A 24,433-nucleotide genomic window follows, 5' to 3' on the forward strand; every position below is an offset into this window, starting at 1 on the left:
CCTCGGCCGCGTCCTCCAGCTCGTCGCCTCCCCCGACGGCACCACCCTCGCCGTCGCCTCGCACGACGGCCGCCTGCTGCTGGTCTCCACCGGCGAGGGCGAGGAGGCGGTCCCCACCGACGTGGACGACGACCTGCCGGACGGCACGGGGACACAGCCGGGCACCGTCCGCGAACTGATCCGTTCCGTCAACGGTCCCGTGCGCGACCTGGCGTTCTCGCCGGACTCCGCGTGGCTGGCGTGGTCGCACCCGGGCATCGGGCGCTCGCTGCGCATGATCCGCATCGCCCGGCCGGCCGACGGCACGGTCGTGGACGTCACGAACGGGCGCTTCGAGGACGAGCAGCCGGTCTTCACCCGCGACGGCCGCTACCTGGCGTTCCTGTCGTGGCGCGGCTTCGACCCGGTCTACGACGTGCACACCGGCGACCTGTCGTTCCCGCTGGGCTGCCGTCCGTACCTGGTGCCGCTGAACTCGGCGACGCCCTCCCCGTTCGCGCTGCCCGTCGAGGGACGTCCGGCGAGCGGCGGCCTGGACCCGGTGGGCGGTGGCGGGGAGGGCGCCCCGGTCGTGGTGGAGGCCGAGGGGCTGCCCAACCGCGTCACGCCGTTCCCGGTGCCCGCCTCGAAGTACTCCTCCCTCGCCCCGGTGCGCGGCGGGCTGGTGTGGCTGCGCTGGCCGATCTCGGGCGCGCTGGGCGAGACGTTCGCCAACCCGGCCGACCCCTCGCCGCGCCCGACGCTGGAGTTCTACGACCTGGCGAAGTCGCGCCGCTCGGAGCTGCTGCGGCACATGGACTGGTACGCGGTGAGCGGCGACGGCAGCAGGCTGGTGGTCTACGACGACGGCGACCTGGCCGTCGTCCCGGCCTACGAGCGCGGGGACGACGACTCGACCGTGCTGCTGGACATGCGCCGCATCCTGCACGAGGTCGATCCGGCCGCCGAGTGGCGGCAGGCGTACGCGGAGGCCGGGCGGATCATCCGGGACTACTTCTGGTCGCCGGACATGTGCGGCATCGACTGGGACGCGGTGCTGGAGCAGTACCGGCCGCTGGTCGAACGGGTCGCCTCGCCCGAGGAGTTCGCGGACCTGATGCGGGAGCTGCTGGGTGAGCTGGGCACCTCGCACGCGTACTGCACGGCGGCCCGGCGCAGCGAGGGACCGCCGCACTACCAGCGGCCGATCGGGCTGCTGGGCGTCAACTTCCGCCGGGAGAAGGACGGTTCGTGGGCGGTGGGCCGGATCCTGCCCGGTGAGTCGTCGGACTCCAAGGCGCGTTCCCCGCTGGCCGGGGCGGGGGTGCGCGAGGGCGCGGTGCTCACCCATGTGGACGGGCGCGCGGTGGACCCGGTGGCGGGTCCTTCGCCGCTGCTGGCCGGGGCGGGCGGCACCACGGTGGAGCTGACGTTCGCGCCGCCGGGCGAGGCGTCCCGGGCCGACGGGCACGCGCGGCGGGTGGCGGTGGCCCCGCTGATCGACGAGCGGCCGCTGCGCTACCAGGACTGGGTGGCCAAACGGCGTGCGGTGGTGCGGGAGCTGAGCGACGGGCGGTGCGGCTACCTGCACATCCCGGACATGGGCGGCTCCGGCTGGGCGCAGTTCAACCGCGACCTTCGGCTCGAAGTCGCGCGGCCCGCCCTGATCGTGGACGTGCGTGGCAACGCGGGCGGGCACATCAGCGAGCTGGTCGTGGAGAAGCTGACCCGGACCATCCTGGGCTGGGACCTGACCCGCAACGCCGAGCCGGTGAGCTACGCGGGCAACGCGCCGCGCGGCCCGGTGGTGGCGCTGGCGGACGAGGCGACCGCGTCGGACGGCGACATGATCACGGCCGCGTTCCGGCTGCTGGGCCTGGGCCCGGTCGTCGGTACGCGGACGTGGGGCGGGGTGGTCGGCATGACCGGGCGGCACCGGCTGATCGACGGCACGGTGATCACGGTGCCGATGAACGCGGCGTGGTTCGACGCGTACGGGTGGAGCGTGGAGAACGAGGGCGTGGCGCCCGACATCGACGCGCTGCGCACCCCCGTGGACTGGGCGGAAGGCCGCAGCCTCCAGCTCGCGGTGGCGGTGCGCACCGCGCTCGACCTCCTCGAACGTCATCCGGCCGCGTCGCCACCGGACCTGTCGGGCCGCCCGGACCGCAGCCGTCCACCCCTCCCACCCAGAAGCTGACGTGCCGTCATAGGTGACGCACCCTCCCACCCAGAAGTTGACGCCCCGTCATAGGCGCCGCGTCACGCCACCCCCTCGGGGAACACCAGCAGCGTGTCCCGCTCCACCCCCCGCCCCCACCGGGTCAGCGCCGTGAGGTTGTCCGCCTCGGACTCCAGCCACGCGCGGGCCTTCGCGGGTGTGCCGAACTCCCGCCGGGCGCGCCCGGGTTGCGGCATGCAGGCCCGTACCGCGGTCGCGGCGCGGGCCGCGTACCAGCCCAGCAGCCGGGCCCGCGCGGCATGCAGCGCGGCGGGGTCGTCCTCGGCGCGGGCGCGTTCCGCCGCGTAGCCCGCGAGCAGGCCGGGCAGCCGCAGCCGTCCCGGCTCGGGTTCCTCGGCGAGGTGGGCGGCGACCAGGTGGCCGGCGAGCGGCGCGACGTCCTGCGCCTGCTGTCCGGTCAGCGCCGCCGCGGCGTCCGGCGTGGCGTGCGGCAGGCCCGCGTCGCCCAGCAGCCGGAAGAGCCTGCGGGCGGCCGGGGGCAGCGCGCGGTAGGAGCGGTCGAAGGCGTCGCGCACGGCGGAGCCGCTGCCGCAGCCGAGGGAGAGCAGGTCGAGCCGGTCGCCGGTGCGCAGCCGGTCGGCGTACGCCTGGAGCGAGACCACCCGTGGCCCGGTGAGGTTGCCCGCGGCGGCGCACAGGGCGAGCGGTAAGTGGCCGCAGTGCCGGGCGAGTTCGGCCGCCGCGTCCGGCTCGGCGGCGACCCGGTCGGGGCCGAGTATCTGGCCGAGGAGTTCGACGGCGGCGGGGGTGGGCAGCGAGCCGAGGGTGAGCGGGTGCGCGCCGTGGAAGGCGGTCAGCTCGGGCAGTTCGGTGCGCGCGGTCACCAGCACCGCGCAGCCCGGCTCGCCCGGCAGCAGTGGCATCACCTGCGCCGGTTCGGCCGCGTCGTCCAGCACCAGCAGCACCCTGCGCCCCGCCAGCCGGGCCCGCAGCAGCGCGGAGCGCGCCTCGGTGCCGGGCGGGATGGCGTCGCAGGCGGCGCCGGTGGCGTGCAGGGCGTCGTGCAGCAGGCTCGCGGTGTCGCGCGGGGCGCCGTCCGGCCGGGCCAGCGGCAGGAAGATCTGGCCGTCGGGGTAGCGGGCCGCCGAGCGGTGCGCCACCCGCACCGCGAGCGCGGTCTTGCCGCAGCCGGGGGCGCCGCTGAGCACGACGACGGGCACGGTGCCGGCCGCGGGCTGGGTGCCCAGCAGCCGCACCGCCTCCTCTTCCTCCCCTTCGCGGCCCGCCAGCTCAGGTGGTCCGCCGGGGAGTTGGCGGGGCTCGGCCCAGGTGGTGTGCGGGGCGGGGCGCGGTCCCGGGATGCGTTCGCGCGGCGGCGGCCAGGCCATGTCCACGTCGTCCAGCAGCGCCTGGTGCAGCGTCCGCAGGTCGGGGCCCGGTTCGACGCCGAGTTCGCTGTAGAGGAGCTGGGCGATCTCCTGGTACGCGGTGAGCGCCTCGGCGCGCCGCCCGCACCGGTACAGCGCGGTGATCAGCTGGCACCAGGGGCGCTCGCGCAGCGGCCGGTCGGCGATCACCGGGCGGAGCATGGCCAGCGCGGAGGCGGGGGCGCCCTGGATGAGGTCCAGGTCGCACAGCCGCTCCACGACGTGCAGCCGTTCGTCCTCCAGCGCCGGTGCCTCGTCGCGTTGCAGCGTGTCGCACGGCACGTCCTGGAACGCGGCGCCGCGCCACAGGGTGAGGGACTCGGCGAAGTCCCGTTGCGCGCAGCGCAGTTCGCCGCGCGAGAGATACCTTTCGCCTGCCGCGGCCAGCGCCCGGAAGCGGGTCAGGTCCAGCGCGTCGTCCGGCACGTTCAGCGCGTAGCCGCACGGCCCGGTGCGGATCAGGTGGTCGGATCCGCAGGCCTCGCGCAGGATCCTGCGGAGCCTGGCGACGTAGGCCTGCACGGTGTTGCGCGCTCCGCCGGGGGCTTCCCCGTCCCACAGCCGCTTGATTAAACTCTCAACGGTCAACTCCTGGTTCGTCTGCAGCAGCATCAGGGCGAGCACCGAGCGCTGACGTCCGGCCCCGAGCGGGATCTGCCGCGTGGCGTGCCGGATCTCCAGCGGCCCGAGCAGGCCGAAGGTCACGTCGTCCGTCGTCATGTGAGTTCCCCACCGGATGAAGTCGACATCCGGCTCCATCCTGCCTTGCGGGGATGCGGTGAAAACCGCGTGTTTTGCGCCATGCGTGGTCCAGGATGCGATCGGGACACCGCACAGGCTTCAACGAACCCTCCCCGGGCGGACGCCCGTTCACCCCCCCGCGGGGCCCGCGCCGCGGCGCCTCCCGGCGACTACGCACCGTGTCACAGTGGCGTCAGCGAGCAGTCAGCGGCACGTCATGGCCGTAGGGCAGAGTGCGTGTCGCCGGGATTCCGTAGGGGACGAAGCCTCCCAGTTCCTACGGAAGTTGACGGACCGCCGGGTAGGTGAGTGGGCGGTCGCGTCACGTATCACACGCTGGGCCGGGGGCTGCCGGCCCGGTGTTCCGGCTGATTCCGGCAGGGCGGAATCAGGGAGAAGGGCGCGCCCGTGGGGGGACGCGCCCTTTTCCGTATGTCCGGGTGCCCCGGATGTTCGCGGGAAGTTCACCCGCGCGGTGCCGTCTCCGGCGACCGGGGCGGTCGCCGTCGTCGCGAGCGGCGGTCGTCAGCGGCGGCCGTCGTCGTCCAGACGGCTCTGCTCCAACGTGTCCTGCATGTCGTCCGGTTCGGCGTCACGCGGACGCGACGAGCGCTGCCGGTCGTCGCCGGTGCCACGACCGCGCGCCTTCCGGTCGCCCATGCCGCGGTCGTTCATGTCACGGTCGCCCATTCCACGGTCGTCGCCACCCATGCCGCGGTCGCCCATGCCACGGTCGTCGCGGCCCATGTCCGGGTCGTCCATGCCGCGGCCGCCCCTGTCGTCCATGTCGTCCTTGCCGCGCGAACGGCTCCGGTCGTCACGGTCGCGGCGGCTGGGATCGTCGTCACCGAACTTGTCTCGGATGCCCATGATCACTCCTAGGGGGGTGTGGGGGGATGGGCCTCCCTCAGAGAAACACGCCCTCCCACCCCCCGCATCTTGGAGCGTAACCATTCGTTACGGAGCGGAGTTCCCGCTGCTCAGGTCCTTGCGAGCGGTCTCGTCCGCGGCTCCTCCGGCGCCCACGAGGCCGCGTCGCCGGTCCGCCGTCGCCCGCAGGCGCGGCTCCGCGCGGCGCATCTCGCGCTGTCCCACGGTGCCCACCAGCGAGGGCAGGTAGCCGCGCACCGCCTGCATGCCGCGCAGCCACCACTGCGCGTAGACGTGCGCGGAGCGCCGGGCGACGCCGTCCGCGATGCGTTCGACGGCCGGGTCCAGCGGATAGGTGCGGTTGGTCGGCCACGGCAGCCGGGCCCGCAACTCCCGCAGCACGTCGTCCTGGTCGGCGCCGCGCACCATGTCGGTGTCGGTCCAGCTGAGGTAGCCCACGCCCACCTTGACGCCCTGGTAGCCGACTTCGGCGCGCAGGCTGTGCGCGAACGCCTCGACGCCCGCCTTGCTGGCGCAGTACGCGGCCATCATCGGCGCCGGGGTCAGCGCGGCGAGCGAGGCGATCTGGAGGTAGTAGCCGCGCGAGGCGACCAGTGCGGGCAGGAACGCGCGGGCGGTCGCCACGCTGCCCAGCAGGTTGACCTCGATGACGCGGTCGAAGGTGCGCGCCTCGGAGGCCAGGAACGGGCCGCCGGTGGCGATGCCCGCGTTGGCGACCACCACGTCCACCCGCCCGTACGCGGCGACCACCTCGTCGGCGACCCGGGCCATGGCGTCCCGGTCGGTGACGTCCGCCTCCCAGGAGCGGCCGCCCAACTCGGCCGCCACCTGGGCGAGTTCGTCGGGCTCCAGGCCGACCAGCGCCAACTGGGCGCCGCGTGCGCTCAGCTTGCGGGCCAGCAGGGCGCCGACGCCGCGCGCGGCCCCGGTGATCACCACGACCTGGCCGTGCAGGGGCTTGCTCATACCGTCCCGCCTTCCCGTGCGCTCTGTTCGGCCTTCGCCGGTTCGCTCGTGCCGGTCCCGGCGGCGGGGTCGCCGCCGGACGCCGTGTGGTCTCCCGCCAGGTGGTCGCGGACCAGGTCGCGGATGACGCCCGCCACCGCGTCCGGCGCCTCGATGGGCGTCATGTGGCCCAGCCCCGGCAGTTCGGTCAGTCCCAGCGGGACACGCAGCCGCTCCAGCATGCGGTGCGCGTGCGGCGGAGGCGTCAGCTTGTCGTCGGTGCCCACCAGAACGGCGGTGGGCACGGCGAGTTCGGCGAGCCCGGCGTCCAGGTCGAGCGCGGCCAGCACCCGCCCCCAGGCCGCGCGGGGCCTGCGACCGCAGGCGGTGACGATGCGGGTGGTGAACGCGACCTGCTCGGGCGTCGAACCGGCGCCCAGCACCCCGTACTTGAGGGCGGCGCGCAGCAGCGGACCGTTGGGGCCGAGCGGCGCGGAGGAGATCAGCAGTTGCCGGTGGAAGCGGTCGCGCAGCCGCCGGTCGCGCACGCGCGGCGGCAGCACCCGGGTCTGCGGCAGCAGCCGTGCGCTGCCGGTGCTGGCCAGCAGGACAGCGGCGGCGCGGGCGCGCACGGCGGGCCGTCCCGCCGACGCCATCAGCGTCATCCCGCCCATCGAGTGCCCGGCGAGCACCGCCCTGCGGCCGTCCGGCAGGGCGTCCTCCAGGACGGCGGTCAGGTCGTCGGCGAGCGCGTCGGTGCTGTAACGGGCCCGGCCGCGGGGGATCTCGCTGCGGCCGTGACCGCGCTGGTCGTAGACGATCACCCGTAGATCGGGGGCGAGTTCACGGACGACGGCGGCCCAGAAGAGGGTCGAGCAGGTCCAGCCGTGCGCCAGTACGACGGCGGGCGCGTCGGCGTCGCCGTGCTCCTCGTAGTACACGCGCGTGCCGTCGGCGGAGGTGACGTACGCGGTGCGGCGCGGCGTCGGCGGCAGGTAGCGCTCGCCCTGGCGCGGGTGCGGGACGCGGGCGGTGCCCGCGGAGGCGGCGGTGGTCACGCGGCCACCTCCGCGGACGCCTCGGAGCTGCCGGTGCGCTCGGTGCGCCCGCGCAGGACCTCGTACTCCTGCGGCTTCAGGCGCTGGGTGGCGCGGCGGAACTCGGCGGTGGTGCCGGGCCACAGCGTGGTGTTGCGGCCGGAGGCGTCCAGATACCAGCTGACGCAGCCGCCGGTGTTCCACACGGTGCGCTCCATGCGCCGTTGCAGCTCGGCGTTCCACGAACGCACCGCCTCGGGGCGGGCGTTGAGCGCGGCGGCGCCGGTGCGCTCCAGGGTGGCGAGGTAGTCGGCCAGGTAGTTGAGGGAGGACTCGATCATCAGGATCATCGAGCTGTTGCCGAGGCCGGTGTTGGGGCCGATGATCATCACGAGGTTGGGGAAGCCGTCGATGGTGGACCCGCGCAACGCGGCCATCCCGTCCTTCCAGTGCTCGGCGAGGGTGCGGCCGCCGACGCCGTGGATGCGGTCGCCGATGGGCATGTCGGTGACGTGGAAGCCGGTGCCGAAGACGATGGCGTCGACCTCGCGCTCGGTGCCGTCGGCGGTGACGATCGTGGAGCCGCGCACCTCGGTGAGGCCGGCGTCGACGACCTCGGTGTTGGGGGCGGCGAGCGCCGGATAGTAGTCGTTGGACAGCAGGATGCGCTTGCAGCCGATGGTGTAGTCGGGGGTCACCTTCGCGCGCAGCGCAGGGTCCTTGATGCCGCGGCGGATGTGGGCGCGGGCGATCTGCTCGGTGGCCTTCATCAGCTGCGGGCGGCGCACGAACGCGCCGACCTGGAACTCCCGGATCAGCCACAGCAGTCCGCGGCGCGCCTTGTGGCTGGCGGGCACCTTGGCGTGCAGCCACTTCTCGGCGGCGTTGATGCCCCGGTCCATGCGGGGCATCACCCACGGCGGGGTGCGCTGCACGACGGTGAGGCGGTCGACCCGGGGCTGGATGGCGGGCACGATCTGGATGGCGGAGGCGCCGGTGCCGACCATGGCGACGCGCTTGCCCTCCAGGTCGTAGTCGTGGTCCCAGCGCGAGGAGTGGAAGACCTTGCCGGGGAAGGTCTCCAGGCCCTTGATGTCGGGGATCCTGGGGTCGGACAGCGGTCCGGTGGCGGACACCACGACGTCGGCGGTCAGTTCGCCGCGCGCGGTGCGCAGCCGCCAGTGGCGGGCCTCCTCGTCCCAACGAGCCTCTTCCACCTCGGAGTTGAAGCGGATGTGCGGGCGCAGGCCGAAGATGTCGGTAACCCGCTCCAGGTAGGCGCGGATGTGCGGCTGGCCGGAGAAGGCGCGCGGCCAGTCGGGGTTGGGCGCGAAGGAGAACGAGTACAGGTGGGAGGGGACGTCGCAGGCGCACCCCGGGTAGCTGTTGTCCCGCCAGGTCCCGCCGACGGAGTCGGCGCGTTCCAGGATCACGAAATCGGTGACCCCTTCCCGCCGCAGCCGCACCCCGGCCCCCAGCCCGCCGAATCCCGTACCGATCACCGCCACCCGAAAGTGCTCGCGCGTCGCCATACCGCCGCCTCCCAGCGCTCCACCGAACCATGCCAGCAATCACTGGCACGGTTCGGACTGTAGAACACACCGGTTACCAGCGGTAGGGGTCGGCCCCGAAATTTGCCCGAGGACCCGAGGAGAGGTAGCCCGCAGCATATAGAATGCATGAGACGCTTATATGTCACACACATCCGAGGAGTGCCCATGAGTGTCACCTCTCTCGACCTGGACGACGAGGCCCTCGCCGAGGCCATGCGGCTGTCCGGACTGAGGACCAAGAAGGACGTGGTCAACGCCGCGCTGCGCGAGTACAGCGCCCGGCACCGCAGGATCGAGGCCCTGGAACGCTACGCGCAGGCGGCCGAGGGCTGGGACCACGAGGACTGGGAGCGCAGGCACGCGGCCGGTAAGGGCCCGACCGGGAGCGACGGTTCGTGATCCGTTACGTCATCGACTCGTCCGGCCTGTGGCGCGTCCTGCGGGACAAGGAGCTGCGCGCGGCCTGGAGCGAGGTGGTGGCCGTCGGCGCCGTCGGCTCGTGCCACCCCCAGCGCACCGAGTTCAAGGCTTCCGCGCGCGACCGCGAGGAGTTCGACGCCATGACCGACATGTTCGGCGAGCTGTACCCGGACGTCCCCGTGCCGAAGTCGGCCTGGCAGTGGGCGGAGTCCACGCAGTACCGGCTCACGCGCTCCGGCGCCCACCGCGCGCTGTCCGTCGTCGACCTGCTCGTGGCGGCCACCGCGGTCCACCACGGCCTGACCGTCCTGCACGACGACCGCGACTTCGCGACGCTCGCCCGCGCCCTGCCCGAGGTGCTCCAGCGCAACGTTCACGACCAGCCCTGGTGAGACGGACCGTAAGCTGACCTGCGTGGAGGAATCACCGCGGCGTGAGTACCGGATGGCGGAGCTGGCCAAGGAGGCCGGGATCACCGTGCGGACGCTGCGGTTCTACCGGGAGCGCAAGCTGCTTCCGCCGCCGCGCCGGGAAGGGCGGATCGCCTGGTACGGGGACGCGCACCTCGCGCGGCTGCGGACCATCGCCGCGCTGCTGGAACGCGGCCACACCCTCGGCGGCATCGCCGAGCTGATCGGCGCCTGGGAGTCCGGCCGCGACGTCGGCGAGCTGCTCGGCCTGGAGAGCGCCATCGCCACGCCCTGGTCCGAGGAGACCCCGGTCCGCCTCGCCCCCGAGGAACTCGCCGACTCCTTCGGCGCGGACGTCACCGCCGAGAACCTCGCCGCCGCCCTCGACATCGGCTACATCGCGGTGGACGGCGAGCACCCCGAGACCGTCGTGCACGTCAGCAGGCGGCTGCTGGACGCCTCCGCCGCGCTGGTACGCGAGGGCGTGCCGCTGTCGGAGGTGCTGGCCGCCGGGCGGGCGGTGCGCACCCACGTGGACGCGCTCGCCGACCTGTTCACCGTGCTCATCCGCGCCCACGTCATCGACCCGCACGCCCACGACCTCACCCCCGGCGAGGCGGCCCGGATGGCCGAGGCCCTGGACCGGCTGCGCCCGCTGGCGAAGAACGTGGTGGACGCCGAGCTGTCGATGGCCATGGACCGCAGGGTCCGCGCCGAACTCGACGCCTGGCTGAAGGAACGCGCGGAGGCGGGCGCCGCCTCGGACCCCGGCGCGGACGACGCCTAGGCGCTGGCCGGCAGTGCGGGACGGTTGGTCAGCGTGGACGGGTCGGGGCTCGGCGTCGTACCGCGCCACACGCCCCGGCACGCGGCGACCGTCGCCACCAGCAGCAGCCCGTCGCGCCCCAGCAGCAGCGCCACCCCCGCCGTGGTGGAGCCGGTCACCGCGTGGAAGTCCACCGGGAACTCCAGCACCGTCAGCGCGCACGCCGCCAGCACCAGCAGCACCGGCCGCCGCTGCGTCGTCGAGCGGCAGGTCAGGCACAGCGCGCCCAGCCCGACCAGCCAGATCATGTACTGCGGGCTGATCACCCGGCTGGTCACCACGAACACCAGCACCGCCGCGAACGCCGCGTCGTAGACCAGCGCGTCGTTGAAGGTCCGCGCCCGTACCCGCCACCACAGCAGCCAGCCGAGCCCCACCGCGCTCGCCGCCAGCGCGACGAGTCCCGCCAGCCCGACGTGCGGGCCGAGGAACTCGTAGCTGCCGTAGTGGTAGCGCACCACGCCGTGCCACCACCCCAGCCGCCGGGCGACCTGGAACGGCAGCGCGGCCACCGACTCGACCTCCACCCCGCGCCTGCTCTGCGTGCTCAGGAACGCGAACGAGTCCCGCGTCAGCAGATGGAATCCCGCCGCCACCGTCACCGCCGTGCCCGCCGCGACAGCCCACGCCCGCCGCGTCCCGCGTCCCGGCGTGACCCCGGCCAGCACCAGCACCGGCCAGACCTTCACCAGCGCGCCGATCCCGGCCAGCGCGCCCGCCAGCCGGGGGTGCCGGGCCACCGCCACCAGCGCCGCCACCGCGAGGGCGGTCACCATCACGTCGTAGCGGGCCAGCACGGTCGGGCCGAGCACCGCGATCCCGACGACCCACAGCCAGGGCCCGGCCGTCCGCCCCGGCCCGCCCTCCCGCGCGGCGCGCACCAGCAGGCCCAGCACGACCGCGTCCGCGGCGCACGCCAGCAGGAAGAAGGCGTGGGCGTAGGACAGGCAGGGCAGCAGCGCGGGCGCGAGGAAGGCACCGGCGGAGCCCGGCGGGTACTGCCAGGTGACGTCGTGGACGGGGAACGCGCCGGTGCGCAGCCGCTCGAACCACTGGTGGTAGGCGACCACGACGTCGGGCGTGACGTTCTGGCCGGGGAAGCGCCACCAGCCGAGCACCGCCGTCAGCAGCGCCGCCCGGGTCAGCGCCCAGCCCAGCAGCACCAGCGCCTCGGGCCCTACCCGGCGCCCCGCACCCCGCGTCCGCCCGCGGCCAGGGCGACCCGGTCCACCTGTCGATCCCAGCCACCACACCGTTCGGGCCTCCGCCAGCCGCCGTCCGCCTCGCTGCCGAACGTCAGAGTGCCCCGGCGGGCGCGCGTCACGGTGACGACACGGTGACCCGGCGTCAAGACGCAGCCGAACAGACCTGGGAAAGCCCCCGGTCGGCGCCGGGGCGGGACCCGCGCGCCGTCGCGCGCGGCTACAGCGCCGCGCGGTTGCCCGTGGAGACCTGCGCCGTCGCGTCCGCGCCCCGCCGGGCGTCGGCGGCCACCTGTCCGGCGGTGAGCGCGTAGCCGGTGCTCGCGTCGGAGGTGGACTTGGCGAAGACGACCCCGTAGACCCGCCCGTCGGTGGTCAGCAGCGGGCCGCCGGAGTTGCCGTGCCGCACGTCGGAACGCAGCTGGTAGATGTCGCGGGTGGTGGAGGAGTCGCCGTAGATGTCCTGCCCGGTGGCCGTGATCCGCCCGGCGACGGTGGCGGCGCGCAGGTCGAGGCCGCCGTTCTCCGGGTATCCGGCGACCACCGCGGGCGTGCCGCGCGAGGCGCTGCCCGCGAAGCTCAGCGTGGGCGCCGACAGCCCGGGCACGTCCAGCACGGCGACGTCGGTGTGCGGGTCGAACAGCACGACCTTCGCCGGGTACGGCCACCCGGTCCCGTCGATCTGCACGGTGGGGTGGGCGACACCCGCGACCACGTGGGCGTTGGTCATGATGTGCTGCGGCGCGTAGACGAAGCCGCTGCCCTCCTGGCCGCGCTCTCCCCCGTTGACGTCGGCGATGCCCTCCACCTTGACCACGCTGCGCTTGGCGGCCGTGGTCGCGGCGGGCGTCACGTCGTCGCCCGAGGGCGCCGGCACCCCGGCCGTCGGCTCGTTCTCGAACGGGTTGAAGACCTGCGGGAAGCCCGCCCCCGACAGCGCGTTCGTGGCCTGGCTGAACCACTCCGGCGTCTGCGCGGGCATCGCCCCGTCCACCGCGCCCAGCACGGCCGACCCGCGGATCTCCCGGCTGAGCGCCGGCATCGGGGCGGTCACCAGCACGGAGGCCATCAGCCACGCCACCGCCAGCAGCGACAGCGCGCCGGCCGCGGCGCCGCCGATCCCGTCCACCCAGCGCACCGGGCCCCACTCCAGGCCCTCGCGGACCTTCCAGGCCAGGTGCCCGGCGAGCGCGTGCCCGATGCCGGCCGGGACCAGCACGACCGCGGCGGCCACGAGGCCCGCGGTCACCGTGCCCGCGCTGAACGGCCGCAGGGCGAACGGCAGCAGCCACACGCCCAGCACCGCGCCGCCGAGGAACCCGGCGAGCAGGATGACGCTCGCGACCAGGCCGCGGCGGTATCCGGAGACGGCGTAGCCGATCGCGGCCAGCACGAGCAGCAGGTCGAGCAGGTTCATACGCTTCAGAACGCGATGCGGCGCCCGCCGGTTCCACCGGAGGGCGCCGTCGGCGCGACTGTGACCGATCAGGTACGAATACGAGACGTTGGCCGTACAACGGGCAAGTCAGGTCATATGACGCAAGGACCCGGCGCCGGTCAGCCCCGGTGGAACAGCTCGTTGAACGTCCCGTAGCCGATCTGGTCCTCGATCGCGCCGTACGTGCCGGACGCCAGCAGTTCGCTCGCCGCGCGTCCGGCCAGCGCGTACGCGGCCGCCGCGACGCCTCCGCCGACGCTGATCCGGGCGGCTCCCGCGCGCGCCAGCTCGGCCACCGGCGGCGCGCCGGGACCGGCGAGCAGCGCCAGCGGCGCGTCGATCCCCTTGGCCAGCGCGGCCACCGTCTCCAGGTCGCAGGTGCCCGGCACGAAGACGCCGTCCGCCCCGGCGGCGACGTAGGCGGCGGCGCGTTCCAATGTCGCCTCCAGGCGCCCGGCGGCCGGGCCGACCGCGCGCAGATACGTGTCGACGCGGGCGTTGACGTAGAGCGGTACGCCCGCGTCGTCGGCGGCGGCCCGGGCGGCGGCGAGGCGTTCCGCCTGCTCGGCCACCGGGCGCAGCGGCTCGGGGCCCGGGCCGGAGTCCTCCAGGTTGACGCCCACCACTCCGGCGTCCAGCGCCCGCGCGACGGTCCGTCCGACGCCCGCCGGATCCTCGCCGTAGCCGGTGACGAGGTCCGCGCTGACCGGCACGTCCACGGCGGCCACCACCCGTTCGCACAGCGCGAGCAGGGTGTCGAGTGGGAGGTCCTCGCCGTCCGGGGCGCCCAGCCCCCAGGCGACGCCGGAGCTGGTGGTGGCGATCGCGGGGGCGCCGGCCCGTTCGATCACCCGGGCACTGGCCGCGTCCCAGGCGTTGGGCAGCACCAGGGGGCCACCGTCGGTGTGCAGCTCACGGAAGCGGCGGGCGCGCTCCACGACGCGTTGCGTCTCGGCGTTCGTCATACCGGCAGTCCACCATCCGGCTCCGGCGTCCGTCTCCCGATTTCCGACGGCCCTGCCGGTTTCCCGCTCCGGCGCCACCACGGGGGGGAACACCCGGGCCACCGAGATCGTTGTACCAGCCTGTACGCGCGTCACGGCCGAACGGAAAGCGGGTGGACCGGCATGAGCACGGTCGAGCTGACCAAGGAGAACTTCAACGAGGTCGTGTCCTCGAACGACTTCGTGCTGATCGACTTCTGGGCCGAGTGGTGCGGCCCGTGCCGCTCCTTCGCCCCGGTCTACGACAAGGCGTCCGAACGCCACGACGACCTGGTCTTCGGCAAGGTGGACACCGAGGCGCAGCCGGAGCTCGCGGCCGCGTTCGGCATCAGCTCGATCCCGACGCTGATGGTGATCCGGGAGCGGATCGCGGTGTTCGGCGAGCCCGGCGCCCTGCCCGCGCCGGCCCTGGAGGACGTGATCGAGCAGGCCAGGGGGCTGGACATGGAGCAGGTCAGGGCCTCGGTGGCGGAGCAGGCGGCGGCGCGGACCGAGCAGTCCTCCGACACCGGCGAGCAGCCCGAAGGCTGACCGGCCCCCGCCCGGCCCACTACCGCCCGCGCGCCGGGCGGACACGCGTCAGCCCAGATGCGGGCACGCGTCAGCCCAGATAGGGCCGCTTCTCACGTGCCTCGCGCAGCGCCGTACCCCACCACTCCAGCTGGTCGAGCATCCCCTTGGCCGCCGCCCGCGCGCCCGCCCCGTCGCGCGGCTCGCCGTCGTCGGTGAAGACCGACGAGCCGCCGTGGAAGCTCACCGTGTCGCGCACCGAGACCGCGTGCAGTTCGGAGAAGACCTGCCGCAGGTGCTCGACCGCGCGCAGGCCGCCCGAGCGGCCGCCGTACGAGACGTAGCCGACCGGCTTGGCCTGCCACTGCTCGAAGTGCCAGTCGATCAGGCTCTTGAGGGCCGCGGGGAAGCTGTGGTTGTACTCCGGGGTGACGACCACGAAGACGTCGGCGGCGGCCAGACGCGGCGTCACCTCGGCGAGCGCGGCGGCCACTTCGGCCGTCGGCTTCGCCACCGGCCCGGGCAGGGCGAGCAGCGGGTGGTCGCCCAGGTCGATGACGTCGACCTCGAAGCGGCCCGGTTCGGCGGCGGTACGCGCGAACCAGCGGGCGGCGGTGGGCCCGAACCGTCCTTCGCGGACACTCCCGACGATGACGGTACAGCGCAAGGTTAGGTTAGGCATACCTAAGAACCTAGCCTGCCCCCTGGGGCGCCGGTCAAGCCCGGGCGGCGAGCAAGCCGAGTCCCCGTCGAGCCCGCGCCGCGGTCAAGCCCGGGCGGCCCGCTCGACCAGTTCGGCCGCCACCTCCAGCAACGCCCGCCGCTTCGCCTCCGCCGTCCCCGCCGTCTCGCGCATCGCGAAACCGCCGAAGTGCACGGTGAACAGTGCCCCGACACTGCGCGCCTGCGCGGTCAGGTCGGCCTCCGGGTCGATCACCAGGCCCCACAGCGCCCGCAGTTGCTCACGCATCCCCTGCCCGACCTTCAGCTCGCGCAGCGCCGCCTGGTTCTCGTACATGAAGTGGAACAGCGGCTCGGCCGTCGCCAGCGCCGCGCTGTAGCGGTCGAGGAGTTCGAGCTTGGTGGCGAGGGTGCGCGGCTGCTCCCGGCCCCACGCGATGACCTCGTCCAGCGGGCGCGCGTAGGACTCGACCAGCCCGCGCAGGATGTCCTCCTTGGTCTTGAAGTGGTAGTACAGCGCGGCCTTGGTGACGTCGAGCCGCTCGGCGATCTCCCGCAGCGAGGTGCCCTCGTACCCGCGTTCCACGAACAGCTCCAGGGCGACGTCCTGGATGCGCTGCCGGGTGTCGCCCCGGCGCGCGGTTGATGTGCCCTGTGTGCTCACGGTCGCTCTCCCGCACTCGTCCCCACGATGCCTGTATCGACCACTCTACTCAGCTAGCCGTGCGGCAAGTAAGTACAGGTGGGAGGCCCTCCCGCCGAGAGCGATGTCCGGCAAACCGGTTTGCCTGTTTGCCGGTCCGCACTCGAACGCCGCCCGAGCCATATCGGCCAGCGACGCGGTCAAATCCCCCTTCCAGGCAGCAGTGTTGGCCGGATCGCGCCACGGAGTGACCAAACCAACCCGACAGCACTGTTTGTTTTGACGGGAATCGGTGGCAGGATGGCCACGGAAACCGCACTGCCCACCCGTTACGTGCGACGCAGACGGGACGTGGGTCACCGATACGAGAAGGGACAGGTACCGGCCGATGCAGGTGCGCGCCGCACGAACCCGTCAGGCCCTCATCCACGCTGCCGCCGAGCTGATCGACGACCGGGGGATGAAGGGCACAGGCCTCCTCGACATCAGCCGGTCCGCCGGAGTGAGCAAGGGGGCCCTGTACTTCCACTTCGCCTCGAAGGACGACCTGATCGCCGCCGTGCGCCAGGAGGCCCGCGGCTCCGTCATGGCCCTGGCCGACGAATGCCTCGACGGCCGCACCTCCACGCTCGCCGGAGCGGCGCTGTTCACCACCGCCATGTCCCGGCACATGCGGGAGGACCCGGTGCTGCGCGCCGGACTGCGCCTGGAGGCCGAGGGCGCGGTGGGCGAGCGCCTCGGCGGTGACTCGCTGCGTCAGGGCTGGCTGACGGCGCTGCGCGAGCGGCTGGCCGCCGACGCCGACGCGGGCCGGCTGCGCGACGACGCGTGCGCCCGCAACACCGCCAATCTGCTGGCCGCGGTCACCGTCGGCCTGGAGGCGCTGGGCCGCGAGGACGAGACCTGGTGGGACCCGGGTGTCACCACCGGCATATGGGAACTGCTGCTGCGCCTGGCCGGACCGGGAGAGGCCGCCGAGGAGGACATGGCCGGGATCCTGTCCGAACTGCGGGCCATGGCCCATGGCGAGCGCGGCGCGGTGGACCCTGAGGACGCGCGGGAAGAGGTTCGGGACGGCGCCGCCGAGGGTGAAAGCGGTTGCGACGCGGACGCGTCCGGCCCGGACCACCCGAGTGATACCGCGCCGGGTGACGTGCGCCACGAGACCCTGACGGCGCCCGGCCGACCGGCGCCCTCCGGTGACGAGGCCGGGCTGCGCATGCCGCCCGCGGCCCCGGTGCCCACGATGCCGGCCGGCGGCGAACGCGTCGCGGCCCTGGCGGGGGCGTCCTCGTCCTCGTACGGCCGGGACTGAGCGTCGTACGAGCGGGTGGAGCCGCCGGGGTCAGCGCATCCCGGCGGCGGGCGCCGCGAGCGCCCCGGCCCGCACGGTCCGGTGACCGGCGCGCCGCCTGACCTCGTGGTTCGTGGCGGCGCCCTCGACGCCCTGGATCTCGTCACCGGTGGCGGAGCCGGTGACCCCGCCGCCGTAGGCGCTGTGCTCCCGCGCCGCGGCGTCGTCCGGGACCCCGCCCTCGTCGGCGTCGTCCCCCTCGTCCGAGTCGTCCTCCGCGGCCCGGGTGGTCTGCCGTTCCAGCACCAGCCGCCCGCGGCCGGGGTCCGCCGACAGGTGCGGCAGCAGCCCCGGGATCGCCAGCGAGGGCAGCAGGTACTTCCACAGCGTCGCGATCCGCTCGGGCAGGTCGAGCCGGTCCGGGTCGTATACCTGGGACAGCAGTTGGGTGCCGATGAACGCGCCCTGTATGAGCTGGGTGACCTCCTGAGGCTCCACGCTGGGCAGTAGCTCACCCTCGTCCCGGGCCCGCAGCAGCAGGTTCTCGATGACGTCGGCCGGGCCCCGGTACGCGGCGGACGACGCCTTGTAGGAGACCTGCTCGACGCTGAGCCGCACGGCCGCGCGCACCACGACGTCGCTGCGCAGCCGTTCGGCGAAGGCCAGGGAGACGTCGATCAGCGACTGGAGTCTGACCTTGTTCTCCGGTGGCACCAGGGCCTCGTTCTGGAGCTCCACGACGGCGTCGGCGATGGCTTCCTTCGACGGGAAATGGAAGTAGAGCGCGCCACGGGTCAGCCCGCTGCGGGCCAGAATCTCGGTGGTACTCGCCCCCTCGTACCCCAGTTCGTCGAAGACGGCGGCCGCCGCCTCCAGGATCGTGCGCCGGGTCCTGACCGCCCGCGCCTGCCGCGCCATGTGAGCTCCTGAACCTTTGATAACAAAACTGGCTCGTCTGTATCTTAACGAGGGCATCCGTCGCTGATCAGTGAGGAAACGGCACGGTCAGCAACGTGCTGGTTGTTTCTCACCCCCGCAGAGACAGGTAATCCGAGCATGCAGCCATCGGGCGTTACCGCAGTCGAGATACCTTCGCCGCGCGAGCCGCACGCGGACGATGCCGAGCCCCCCGCCGGAGGGCCACCGTCCGCTTATGCGGGCCCGGTACGGCTGACGACCACCGTCCCCCGACAATACGTGCACCGCGCGGCGGTCAGTGAAGTCCTTCTCACCGGATGGGAAACCGACGGCGACGCCGGTTTCCTGGTCACCGCGCAATGGCCGCGAGGTCACGCTCTTTTTCGGCCAAGGTTCGGTCAGCAGGATCCCTTGCTCATCGCCGAAACGATCCGGCAGGGCGGAATGCTGCTGAATCACGTCGCATTCGGCGTACCCCTCGGATACCAGTTCCTTTTGCACGATTTGACATACGCCTCCATGCCTGGCGCGCTCGCCGTGGAACCGGTACCGAGCGAGCTCACCGTTCGTTTCACCTATCGGGATGTGGTGCGTCGCGGCAAACAGTTGTCCTCCATGCGGTATCACGCCGAGCTGTGGATGGGCCGACGCCGGGTGGCGACTGGTACCACCAGCTTCAAGAGCACCTCACCCGCCGTCTACCAGCGAATACGCGGCGACCGCCCGGTCACGACCAGCGAGCCGCCGCCGCCCGGGGTGGACCCCGCCGTCGTCGGCAGGGTGGACCCGGCCGATGTCGTGCTGTCCGCGCGGGACGCGGGCACGTCGCACCGCTGGCAGGTGCGCGCCGACACCGAGCACCCGGTCTTCTTCGACCACCCCACCGACCACATCCCCGGCATGGTGCTGCTGGAGGCGGCCCGGCAGGCGACCCAGGCCGCGCTGTGGCCCGCGCCGGTGCAGGCGGCCGAGCTGACCATCGACTTCGCGCGGTACGCGGAACTGAACGCCCCCTGCTGGGTGGAGGCCGAGCCGGCCGGGACCGCCGCCGACGGCTCCGTCCCGGTCCTGGTCACCGGGCACCAGGAGGGGCAGACCGTCTTCACCGCCCGCGTCACCGCCCAGCCGCTCACCTGATCCGCCGGACCCGGACGACGGAGGCCGTACGACCTGGAGGACAGGCAGGCGTACGGTCCACGGGACAGGACCGACCGGCACACTCGCACGCTCATCAGAACGGGGACCCATGCCCGGCAGGACCACCGGCGGCACCGCGGACGCCGCCCAGCACGGCATCCGGCAGGCCTCCCCCGACCACGACCTCGACCTCGACGACGTCGCGATCACCGTCACCGGAGCGGGCGGCTTCATCGGCCGCCACGTCGCCCGGCTCGCCGCAGCCGGCGCACCGCGCCGCCTGCGCCTGCTGGCCCACCGCGCGCCCGTGACCGCCCACCCCACCGCAACCGCCGCCTCCGGCGACCACGCGGTCGTGCGCGGCGACCTCACCGACCCCGGGTCGTTGCGCGGGCTGTGCGACGGCACCGACGTGCTGATCCACTGCGCCTCCCTGGTCGGCGGCACCGCCGAGGAGTGCGAGGCGGTCAACGCCGAGGGGACCCGCGCCCTGCTGGCCGAGGCCGCGCGGGCGGACGTCGCCCGCGTCGTCTACCTCAGCACCGCTTCCGTCCACGGCCGCGGCCCCTTCCGCGCCGCCCGCCCCGGCGACCTGCCGTACGCACCGCAGTCCCCCACCTCCCGCAGCCGGGCCGAGGCGGAGCGGGCGGTACTGGACGCGGGCGGCTTCGTGCTGCGCCCGCACCTGGTGCTCGGCACCGGCGACCGCTGGGTCGTGCCGGGCCTGGCGACGCTCTCCCGCGCGCTCGGCGCCACCGTGGACGGCTGGCAGGCGCGGCTGTCGCTGGTCGAGGCCGGGGACCTGGCCCGCGCCCTGCTCGCCGTCGCCACCGCACCGGCCGAACGCCTGACGTCCCGCGTCTACTACGCCAACCACCCCGAGCCGGTCACCGTGGACGCGTTGCTGCGCGAGGTGGTGGCGGTGGCCGGCCAGGAGTGGCCGACGACCGACTTGCCGTACGCGCGAGCGCTGGAACGGCTCCGGGCGCGCGGCGGGGGCGCGCACCACCTGGACATGGTCGCGGTGGACCACTGGTTCGACAGCGAGCCGCTGTGGCGGGACACCGGCTGCGCCCCCGGCCCCGCGTTCCCGCAGGTCCTCGCGCCGCACGCGCGGTGGTACGCCGAGGCGCTGCGCCGCGCCTGAGGCCCGCGCGCCCCGCCCGCGCCGAGGTCTGCACCCGCGGACACCCATGTGTGCCTCCACGGCCCCCGTTCAGCAGGCGCAGAGGCAGAAGGGATGGCCCGCGGGGTCCGCGTAGACGCGGTAGGTGCGGGTGCCGTCGCCGCGGTCGAGCGGCTCGGCCCCGAGGTCGAGCACGCGCCGTTCGGCGGCGTCGAGGTCGTCGACGGTCAGGTCGAGGTGGAACTGCTGGGACGCCTCGGCGCTGGGCCAGGCCGGCGCGACCCAGCCCGGCGCGGCCTGGAACGCCAAGGTCGTCGCGCCGGGCACCAGGACGTCCACCCAGTCCTCCTCGGCCTTGACCGTGCCGCCCAGCACGGCCGCGTAGAAGCCGGCGAGCGCGAGGGGGTCGGGGCAGTCCAGCACGACCGATCCCAGGGTGGCGAGGGGCCGTTCGGTGCTCACGTCGTCGCTCATGAGTCCTCCCTTGGTGCGGCTGACACGGCTGGTACGGCTGACACGGCTCCGGGCTCCAGGCTCCGGGTTACCGCCATTTGCCCGTAACCGGTAACTGTTACTCCATGCTGGCCCATAGGAGGTAACGTCGCAACCATGAATGACCCGGCGGCCGCCCCCGGAGACCTCGCGTTCGTCGAGGCGCTGGTGAACACCCTCGACATCGAGGAGGGCACCGACGCCCTGGACACCGCGGAGGGCCGCGAGCCGTTCGGCCTGGCGGAACGTGACGCGCCCGCGGCGCGCGAGCTGCGGGAGGCGCTGCGCGGCACGCTGCTCGCCCACGCGGGACACCGTGAGGCGGACGGCGACCGGCTGGGCCCGCTGCTGGCCGGGGCACCGCTGGTGGTCGTCGTGGACCCGGCCGACGGTTCGGCGTCGCTGCGCCCGGCGGACCCCGCGTCGCTCACCGGCCGGGTCGCCGCCGCGATCGCGTCCTGCGGCGGGTCCTGGACGCGCCTGAAGGCGTGCGAGGCGGCGGACTGCCGGTGGGCTTACTACGACCGCAGTCCGGCGGGGCGTCGCCGCTGGTGCTCGATGGCGGTCTGCGGCAGCCGGGCGAAGATGCGCGCGTACCGCGACCGCCGCGGCGCGGCGAGTTGAGCGCCCGCACCGCGAACCCGCCCGTACCGCAGGCCAGTTCAGCCATGTATGCGCGTTTTCGTACGGTCCGTGATGTATGGGTGGTAGCTGCTCGTTCGCTCCCACGCCGGACGCGGGTTCGGGTAGGTTCCGGACGTTCGGCGGGGCGGAGCGAGCAAGGGGCGCACGGACCGCGTACAGCATGCGGGGCTAGAGTCCCTCTGCGAAGACCCGGAGGGAGACCGACATGCCGCCACCGCAGCAGCGCATCGAGCAGGCCCGTAGCGGGCCTTCCTGAGCACGCCCCCGGTGACGAGTCGACGTCGCGTACGAGACAGCCGGGAGTCCGCGCTGGTGTTCAGGGTGAACACGGCCGGGGCTTCCCGCTCGACCGAAGGTAGTACAGAACATGAGTGAGCGCCGCAGAAACGCCCCCCGCGGCAACGACCCGCGCGGCCCCGAGGGCGGACGCCACGGCGGGTACGCGGGTGACGGGCGCAGCAGCATGGGAGCGGAAGGCCCGAGGCCGACCCGCGCGGAGATGCGCAAGGCCGCGCAGGCCGCCAGCCGGCGCGGTGGGCGCCGCAAGGCGGGCGGTGGCGGCGGCAACGGCGGGGCGACCGGTCCGGGCCGGACGCCGCCGGGCAAGAAGCGTTTCATCGACTATCCGCGCTGGGGCAAGCAGGGCTTCCGGCGCTGGGTGCCCTCGTGGAAGCAGATGCTCGGCATGACGGTCACGTTCTTCGGCTGCCTGCTGGGCGCGTTCGGTATCGCCTACGTGATGGTGACCATCCCGCCGGTGAACCCGAGCACGCAGTTGCAGAACAACATCTTCGAGTGGTCGGACACCTCGCAGATGGCGAGCGTCGGCCAGGTCAACCGGCAGAACGTGGATCTGTCGCGGGTGCCGCAGAAAGTGCAGTGGGACTTCCTCGCGGCCGAGAACTCCACGTTCTACACCGACTCCGGTGTGGACATGAAGGGCATGGCGCGCGCGATCGTCGACATGGCCAAGGGCGGCGACGTGCAGTCCGGCTCGACGATCACCCAGCAGTTCGTGAAGAACGCGTACCTGAACCAGAACCAGACGGCGACCCGCAAGCTCAAGGAGATCATGATCTCCCTGAAGATCGGCGTCAGCCACAAGCTGACGAAGGACGACATCCTCCAGGGCTATCTGAACTCCAACTACTACGGTCGCGGCGCCTACGGCATCCAGGCCGCGGCGCAGGCGTACTACCGCGAGGACGTCTCGAAGCTCACCGTGAGCCAGGGCGCGTTCCTGACCGCCACGGTCAACGAGCCCAGCGTGATGATGAACGCGGACTCCGACCCGGCCGCGAAGGCCGCGGCGACGGCCCGCTGGAAGTACGTGATCCAGCGGATGCAGGCGATCGGCAAGATCTCGCCCTCCGAGGAACAGCAGATCCTGGCAGCCGGGTTCCCGACGCCGAAGCCCGCGCCGGTGGCCAACGGCATGAGCGGGCAGGTCGGTTACCTGGTGCAGCTGGCCGAGAGTTACGTGGAGCAGCACGCCCACATCACCGACCAGCAGTTCAACCAGGGCGGCTACACGATCCGCACGACCTTCGACAAGAAGAAGGTCAACGAACTGAGCGCCGCGGTCGCCGCGATGGAGAAGAAGAACCTCAACCCCAAGGCCCGTTCCGCCGACAAGGACGTCCAGGTGGGCGCGGCCTCGGTCGATCCCACCACCGGCGCGATCGAGGCGATCTACGGCGGCGCGGGGTACGACAAGGGGTACTACGTCGACAACGCCAACAGCACGGGTGTGCCGGTCGGTTCGACGTTCAAGCCGTTCGACCTGGCGGCGGCCATCGACCACGGCGCGGTGCTCTCACCGGGCGCGGCGCCCTCGCCGATCAGCCCGGACAGCAAGTTCCTGGGCAACGACGGCATCGAGATCAAGAACCAGCAGGGCCAGTACATCCAGGACGGCACCGACCCGACCGGCATGCTGCACCAGCACAACGACGTGGACAAGGCGTGGGGTTACATCACGTTGCGGGAGGCGATGGAGCAGTCCGTCAACACCCCCTACGTGCAGCTGGGCGAGTACACCGGGTACAACAACGTCGAGAACGAGGCGCTGGCGGCGGGCCTGCTGCGCTCCAGCCTCCAGTACGACACGGCGGGCTTCTACATCGGCACCTCGACGCCGTCGCCGATCCGCATGGCGGACGCGTACGCCACGTTCGACGACAACGGCATGCACCACGAGCCGTACTCGGTGACGTCGGTGACCTCGGCCGGGCAGCCGCTGCCGGGCTTCACGCCTCCGGCGGGCACGCAGGCGATGCCCGCGTCGACCGCGAGCAACGTCAGCGACGTCCTGCAGGACGTGGTGAAGTACGGCACGGGCACCAACGCGAAGGCGATCGGGCGCCCGGCGGCGGGCAAGACCGGTACGACGGACGACTACAAGTCGGCCTGGTTCATCGGCTACACGCCGCAGCTGTCGACGTCGATCGCGATGTTCAAGGAGAACCCGACCAGCGGCACGCTGCTGTCGATGGAGGGCGTGGGCGGCTACAGCAAGGTGTTCGGTGCGGACATGCCGACGCAGGTGTGGACGGACTACATGGGCGCGGCGCTGGACGGACAGCCGGTGGTGAACTTCCCGCCGGCGGCCCAACTGCCCAAGGGCTCCGACGAGAACGGCGCCCCGCTGCCGACGCCGAGCACCTCGATCACCCCGAGCAACACGCCGTCGGACACCCCGAACCCGAGCCACAGCAACCCCTCGCCGTCCACGACCCCGTGCAGCCAGCGACCCGGCGGTTGCAGCAGCCCGCCGCCGTCACACACCCCCGGTGGTGACAACGGCGGCTGGGGCATCCTGGGCGGCCAGGACGGCGGCGGAGGCCCGACCCCGTCCGGGTCGCAGTCCCCGGGCGGCGGCGCGGGAGGCGGCAAGGGCAACGGCCCCGGAGCCGGAGGCGGCACCGACTGA

General features: G+C 73.2%; 22 protein-coding genes. 10 read left to right on the forward strand and 12 right to left on the reverse strand.

The features are described from left to right. The coding region (locus K7472_RS07330; RefSeq protein WP_222975307.1) for a S41 family peptidase at positions 1 to 2,179 on the forward strand (2,179 nt) is incomplete at its 5' end. Between the two features lie 62 nt (positions 2,180 to 2,241). Here the strand turns inward: K7472_RS07330 and K7472_RS07335 are convergent. The 5 genes from K7472_RS07335 to K7472_RS07355 all read right to left on the reverse strand — a co-directional run bounded on the left by K7472_RS07335 (position 2,242) and on the right by K7472_RS07355 (position 8,734). Further along, entirely contained in the window at positions 2,242 to 4,308 is a 2,067-nt protein-coding gene (locus K7472_RS07335) for an AfsR/SARP family transcriptional regulator (RefSeq protein WP_222975309.1), read from the reverse strand. Between the two features lie 546 nt (positions 4,309 to 4,854). Further along, on the reverse strand, positions 4,855 to 5,199 hold the full coding sequence (locus K7472_RS07340) for a hypothetical protein (protein ID WP_222975311.1): 345 nt from the start codon (positions 5,197 to 5,199) through the stop codon (positions 4,855 to 4,857). 87 nt (positions 5,200 to 5,286) lie between these two features. After that, positions 5,287 to 6,186, reverse strand: a complete 900-nt coding sequence (locus K7472_RS07345) for an SDR family oxidoreductase (RefSeq protein WP_222975313.1) — start codon at positions 6,184 to 6,186, stop codon at positions 5,287 to 5,289. Beyond that, entirely contained in the window at positions 6,183 to 7,223 is a 1,041-nt protein-coding gene (locus K7472_RS07350) for an alpha/beta fold hydrolase (RefSeq protein WP_222975315.1), read from the reverse strand. Before K7472_RS07350 ends, K7472_RS07345 begins: the two co-directional genes overlap by 4 nt. Continuing rightward, entirely contained in the window at positions 7,220 to 8,734 is a 1,515-nt protein-coding gene (locus K7472_RS07355) for a flavin-containing monooxygenase (RefSeq protein ID WP_222975317.1), read from the reverse strand. The genes K7472_RS07350 and K7472_RS07355 overlap by 4 nt, the downstream gene beginning before the upstream one ends. Before the next feature lie 186 nt (positions 8,735 to 8,920). On the opposite strand from K7472_RS07355, the gene K7472_RS07360 reads away from it, so the two are divergent. The 3 genes from K7472_RS07360 to K7472_RS07370 are packed head-to-tail and all read left to right on the forward strand — an operon-like array spanning position 8,921 to position 10,372. Further along, the gene (locus tag K7472_RS07360; protein WP_222975319.1) at positions 8,921 to 9,154 is read left to right on the forward strand and encodes a type II toxin-antitoxin system VapB family antitoxin; all 234 of its coding nucleotides are present in this window, start codon (positions 8,921 to 8,923) and stop codon (positions 9,152 to 9,154) included. Then, complete coding sequence (locus K7472_RS07365) at positions 9,151 to 9,567, forward strand: PIN domain-containing protein (protein ID WP_222975322.1); 417 nt, start codon at positions 9,151 to 9,153, stop codon at positions 9,565 to 9,567. Before K7472_RS07360 ends, K7472_RS07365 begins: the two co-directional genes overlap by 4 nt. A 52-nt stretch (positions 9,568 to 9,619) precedes the next feature. Beyond that, positions 9,620 to 10,372, forward strand: a complete 753-nt coding sequence (locus K7472_RS07370) for a MerR family transcriptional regulator (protein ID WP_222976067.1) — start codon at positions 9,620 to 9,622, stop codon at positions 10,370 to 10,372. Here K7472_RS07370 and K7472_RS07375 read toward each other — a convergent pair. From K7472_RS07375 to K7472_RS07385, 3 genes are all read right to left on the reverse strand, one after another. Then, on the reverse strand, positions 10,369 to 11,574 hold the full coding sequence (locus tag K7472_RS07375; RefSeq protein ID WP_308013801.1) for a glycosyltransferase 87 family protein: 1,206 nt from the start codon (positions 11,572 to 11,574) through the stop codon (positions 10,369 to 10,371). The genes K7472_RS07370 and K7472_RS07375 overlap by 4 nt on opposite strands. 259 nt (positions 11,575 to 11,833) lie before the next feature. Then, complete coding sequence (locus K7472_RS07380) at positions 11,834 to 13,030, reverse strand: MarP family serine protease (RefSeq protein WP_222975324.1); 1,197 nt, start codon at positions 13,028 to 13,030, stop codon at positions 11,834 to 11,836. A 140-nt stretch (positions 13,031 to 13,170) separates the two neighbouring features. After that, a complete protein-coding gene (locus K7472_RS07385) occupies positions 13,171 to 14,016 on the reverse strand; it encodes an isocitrate lyase/PEP mutase family protein (protein ID WP_222975326.1) in 846 nt (281 codons plus the stop codon). 162 nt (positions 14,017 to 14,178) lie between these two features. Here K7472_RS07385 and trxA point away from each other — a divergent pair, with 162 nt between their 5' ends. Beyond that, positions 14,179 to 14,586 carry a thioredoxin gene (gene trxA / locus K7472_RS07390; protein WP_222975328.1) on the forward strand — a complete coding sequence of 136 codons (408 nt, stop codon included), beginning with the start codon at positions 14,179 to 14,181 and terminating at the stop codon, positions 14,584 to 14,586. Between the two features lie 70 nt (positions 14,587 to 14,656). On the opposite strand, the gene K7472_RS07395 is transcribed toward trxA, so the two are convergent. Together K7472_RS07395 and K7472_RS07400 are read right to left on the reverse strand one after the other, a co-directional pair. Further along, positions 14,657 to 15,247: an NADPH-dependent FMN reductase gene (locus K7472_RS07395; protein WP_222975329.1), complete on the reverse strand. Its 591-nt coding sequence runs from the start codon at positions 15,245 to 15,247 to the stop codon at positions 14,657 to 14,659. 84 nt (positions 15,248 to 15,331) lie between these two features. Then, a complete protein-coding gene (locus tag K7472_RS07400; RefSeq protein ID WP_222975330.1) occupies positions 15,332 to 15,910 on the reverse strand; it encodes a TetR/AcrR family transcriptional regulator in 579 nt (192 codons plus the stop codon). Between the two features lie 367 nt (positions 15,911 to 16,277). Between K7472_RS07400 and K7472_RS07405 the strand changes: the two genes are divergently transcribed. Beyond that, on the forward strand, positions 16,278 to 17,204 hold the full coding sequence (locus K7472_RS07405; RefSeq protein WP_222975332.1) for a TetR family transcriptional regulator: 927 nt from the start codon (positions 16,278 to 16,280) through the stop codon (positions 17,202 to 17,204). Positions 17,205 to 17,234: 30 nt separating this feature from the next. Here the strand turns inward: K7472_RS07405 and K7472_RS07410 are convergent, their stop codons facing one another. Further along, positions 17,235 to 18,101: a ScbR family autoregulator-binding transcription factor gene (locus tag K7472_RS07410; protein WP_222975334.1), complete on the reverse strand. Its 867-nt coding sequence runs from the start codon at positions 18,099 to 18,101 to the stop codon at positions 17,235 to 17,237. A 138-nt stretch (positions 18,102 to 18,239) separates the two neighbouring features. On the opposite strand from K7472_RS07410, the gene K7472_RS07415 reads away from it, so the two are divergent. Then, complete coding sequence (locus K7472_RS07415; RefSeq protein WP_222975336.1) at positions 18,240 to 19,238, forward strand: ScbA/BarX family gamma-butyrolactone biosynthesis protein; 999 nt, start codon at positions 18,240 to 18,242, stop codon at positions 19,236 to 19,238. A 109-nt stretch (positions 19,239 to 19,347) separates the two neighbouring features. Next, positions 19,348 to 20,385, forward strand: coding sequence for an NAD-dependent epimerase/dehydratase family protein (locus tag K7472_RS07420; RefSeq protein ID WP_222975338.1), 1,038 nt, complete (start codon positions 19,348 to 19,350; stop codon positions 20,383 to 20,385). A 69-nt stretch (positions 20,386 to 20,454) separates the two neighbouring features. Here K7472_RS07420 and K7472_RS07425 read toward each other — a convergent pair whose 3' ends face one another. Then, positions 20,455 to 20,838 carry a VOC family protein gene (locus K7472_RS07425; RefSeq protein WP_222975340.1) on the reverse strand — a complete coding sequence of 128 codons (384 nt, stop codon included), beginning with the start codon at positions 20,836 to 20,838 and terminating at the stop codon, positions 20,455 to 20,457. A 135-nt stretch (positions 20,839 to 20,973) separates the two neighbouring features. Between K7472_RS07425 and K7472_RS07430 the strand changes: the two genes are divergently transcribed. Both K7472_RS07430 and K7472_RS07435 read left to right on the forward strand, forming a co-directional pair. Continuing rightward, complete coding sequence (locus K7472_RS07430; RefSeq protein ID WP_222975342.1) at positions 20,974 to 21,480, forward strand: CGNR zinc finger domain-containing protein; 507 nt, start codon at positions 20,974 to 20,976, stop codon at positions 21,478 to 21,480. Between the two features lie 388 nt (positions 21,481 to 21,868). Then, entirely contained in the window at positions 21,869 to 24,433 is a 2,565-nt protein-coding gene (locus K7472_RS07435) for a transglycosylase domain-containing protein (RefSeq protein WP_252395266.1), read from the forward strand.

It is taken from the genome of Streptantibioticus parmotrematis (genome assembly GCF_019890615.1).
Taxonomy (GTDB): Bacteria; Actinomycetota; Actinomycetes; order Streptomycetales; family Streptomycetaceae; genus Streptantibioticus_D; species Streptantibioticus_D parmotrematis.

What these genes read in the sequence shown, in the direction of transcription:
- K7472_RS07335 (WP_222975309.1), bottom strand. Translation starts at nt 4,308, where the DNA reads ATGACGACGGACGACGTGACCTTCGGCCTGCTCGGGCCGCTGGAGATC.
- K7472_RS07340 (WP_222975311.1), bottom strand. Translation starts at nt 5,199, where the DNA reads ATGGGCATCCGAGACAAGTTCGGTGACGACGATCCCAGCCGCCGCGAC.
- K7472_RS07345 (WP_222975313.1), bottom strand. Translation starts at nt 6,186, where the DNA reads ATGAGCAAGCCCCTGCACGGCCAGGTCGTGGTGATCACCGGGGCCGCG.
- K7472_RS07355 (WP_222975317.1), bottom strand. Translation starts at nt 8,734, where the DNA reads ATGGCGACGCGCGAGCACTTTCGGGTGGCGGTGATCGGTACGGGATTC.
- K7472_RS07360 (WP_222975319.1), top strand. Translation starts at nt 8,921, where the DNA reads ATGAGTGTCACCTCTCTCGACCTGGACGACGAGGCCCTCGCCGAGGCC.
- K7472_RS07370 (WP_222976067.1), top strand. Translation starts at nt 9,620, where the DNA reads ATGGCGGAGCTGGCCAAGGAGGCCGGGATCACCGTGCGGACGCTGCGG.
- K7472_RS07380 (WP_222975324.1), bottom strand. Translation starts at nt 13,030, where the DNA reads ATGAACCTGCTCGACCTGCTGCTCGTGCTGGCCGCGATCGGCTACGCC.
- K7472_RS07385 (WP_222975326.1), bottom strand. Translation starts at nt 14,016, where the DNA reads ATGACGAACGCCGAGACGCAACGCGTCGTGGAGCGCGCCCGCCGCTTC.
- trxA (WP_222975328.1), top strand. Translation starts at nt 14,179, where the DNA reads ATGAGCACGGTCGAGCTGACCAAGGAGAACTTCAACGAGGTCGTGTCC.
- K7472_RS07395 (WP_222975329.1), bottom strand. Translation starts at nt 15,247, where the DNA reads ATGCCTAACCTAACCTTGCGCTGTACCGTCATCGTCGGGAGTGTCCGC.
- K7472_RS07405 (WP_222975332.1), top strand. Translation starts at nt 16,278, where the DNA reads ATGCAGGTGCGCGCCGCACGAACCCGTCAGGCCCTCATCCACGCTGCC.
- K7472_RS07410 (WP_222975334.1), bottom strand. Translation starts at nt 18,101, where the DNA reads ATGGCGCGGCAGGCGCGGGCGGTCAGGACCCGGCGCACGATCCTGGAG.
- K7472_RS07415 (WP_222975336.1), top strand. Translation starts at nt 18,240, where the DNA reads ATGCAGCCATCGGGCGTTACCGCAGTCGAGATACCTTCGCCGCGCGAG.
- K7472_RS07420 (WP_222975338.1), top strand. Translation starts at nt 19,348, where the DNA reads ATGCCCGGCAGGACCACCGGCGGCACCGCGGACGCCGCCCAGCACGGC.
- K7472_RS07425 (WP_222975340.1), bottom strand. Translation starts at nt 20,838, where the DNA reads ATGAGCGACGACGTGAGCACCGAACGGCCCCTCGCCACCCTGGGATCG.
- K7472_RS07430 (WP_222975342.1), top strand. Translation starts at nt 20,974, where the DNA reads ATGAATGACCCGGCGGCCGCCCCCGGAGACCTCGCGTTCGTCGAGGCG.
- K7472_RS07435 (WP_252395266.1), top strand. Translation starts at nt 21,869, where the DNA reads ATGAGTGAGCGCCGCAGAAACGCCCCCCGCGGCAACGACCCGCGCGGC.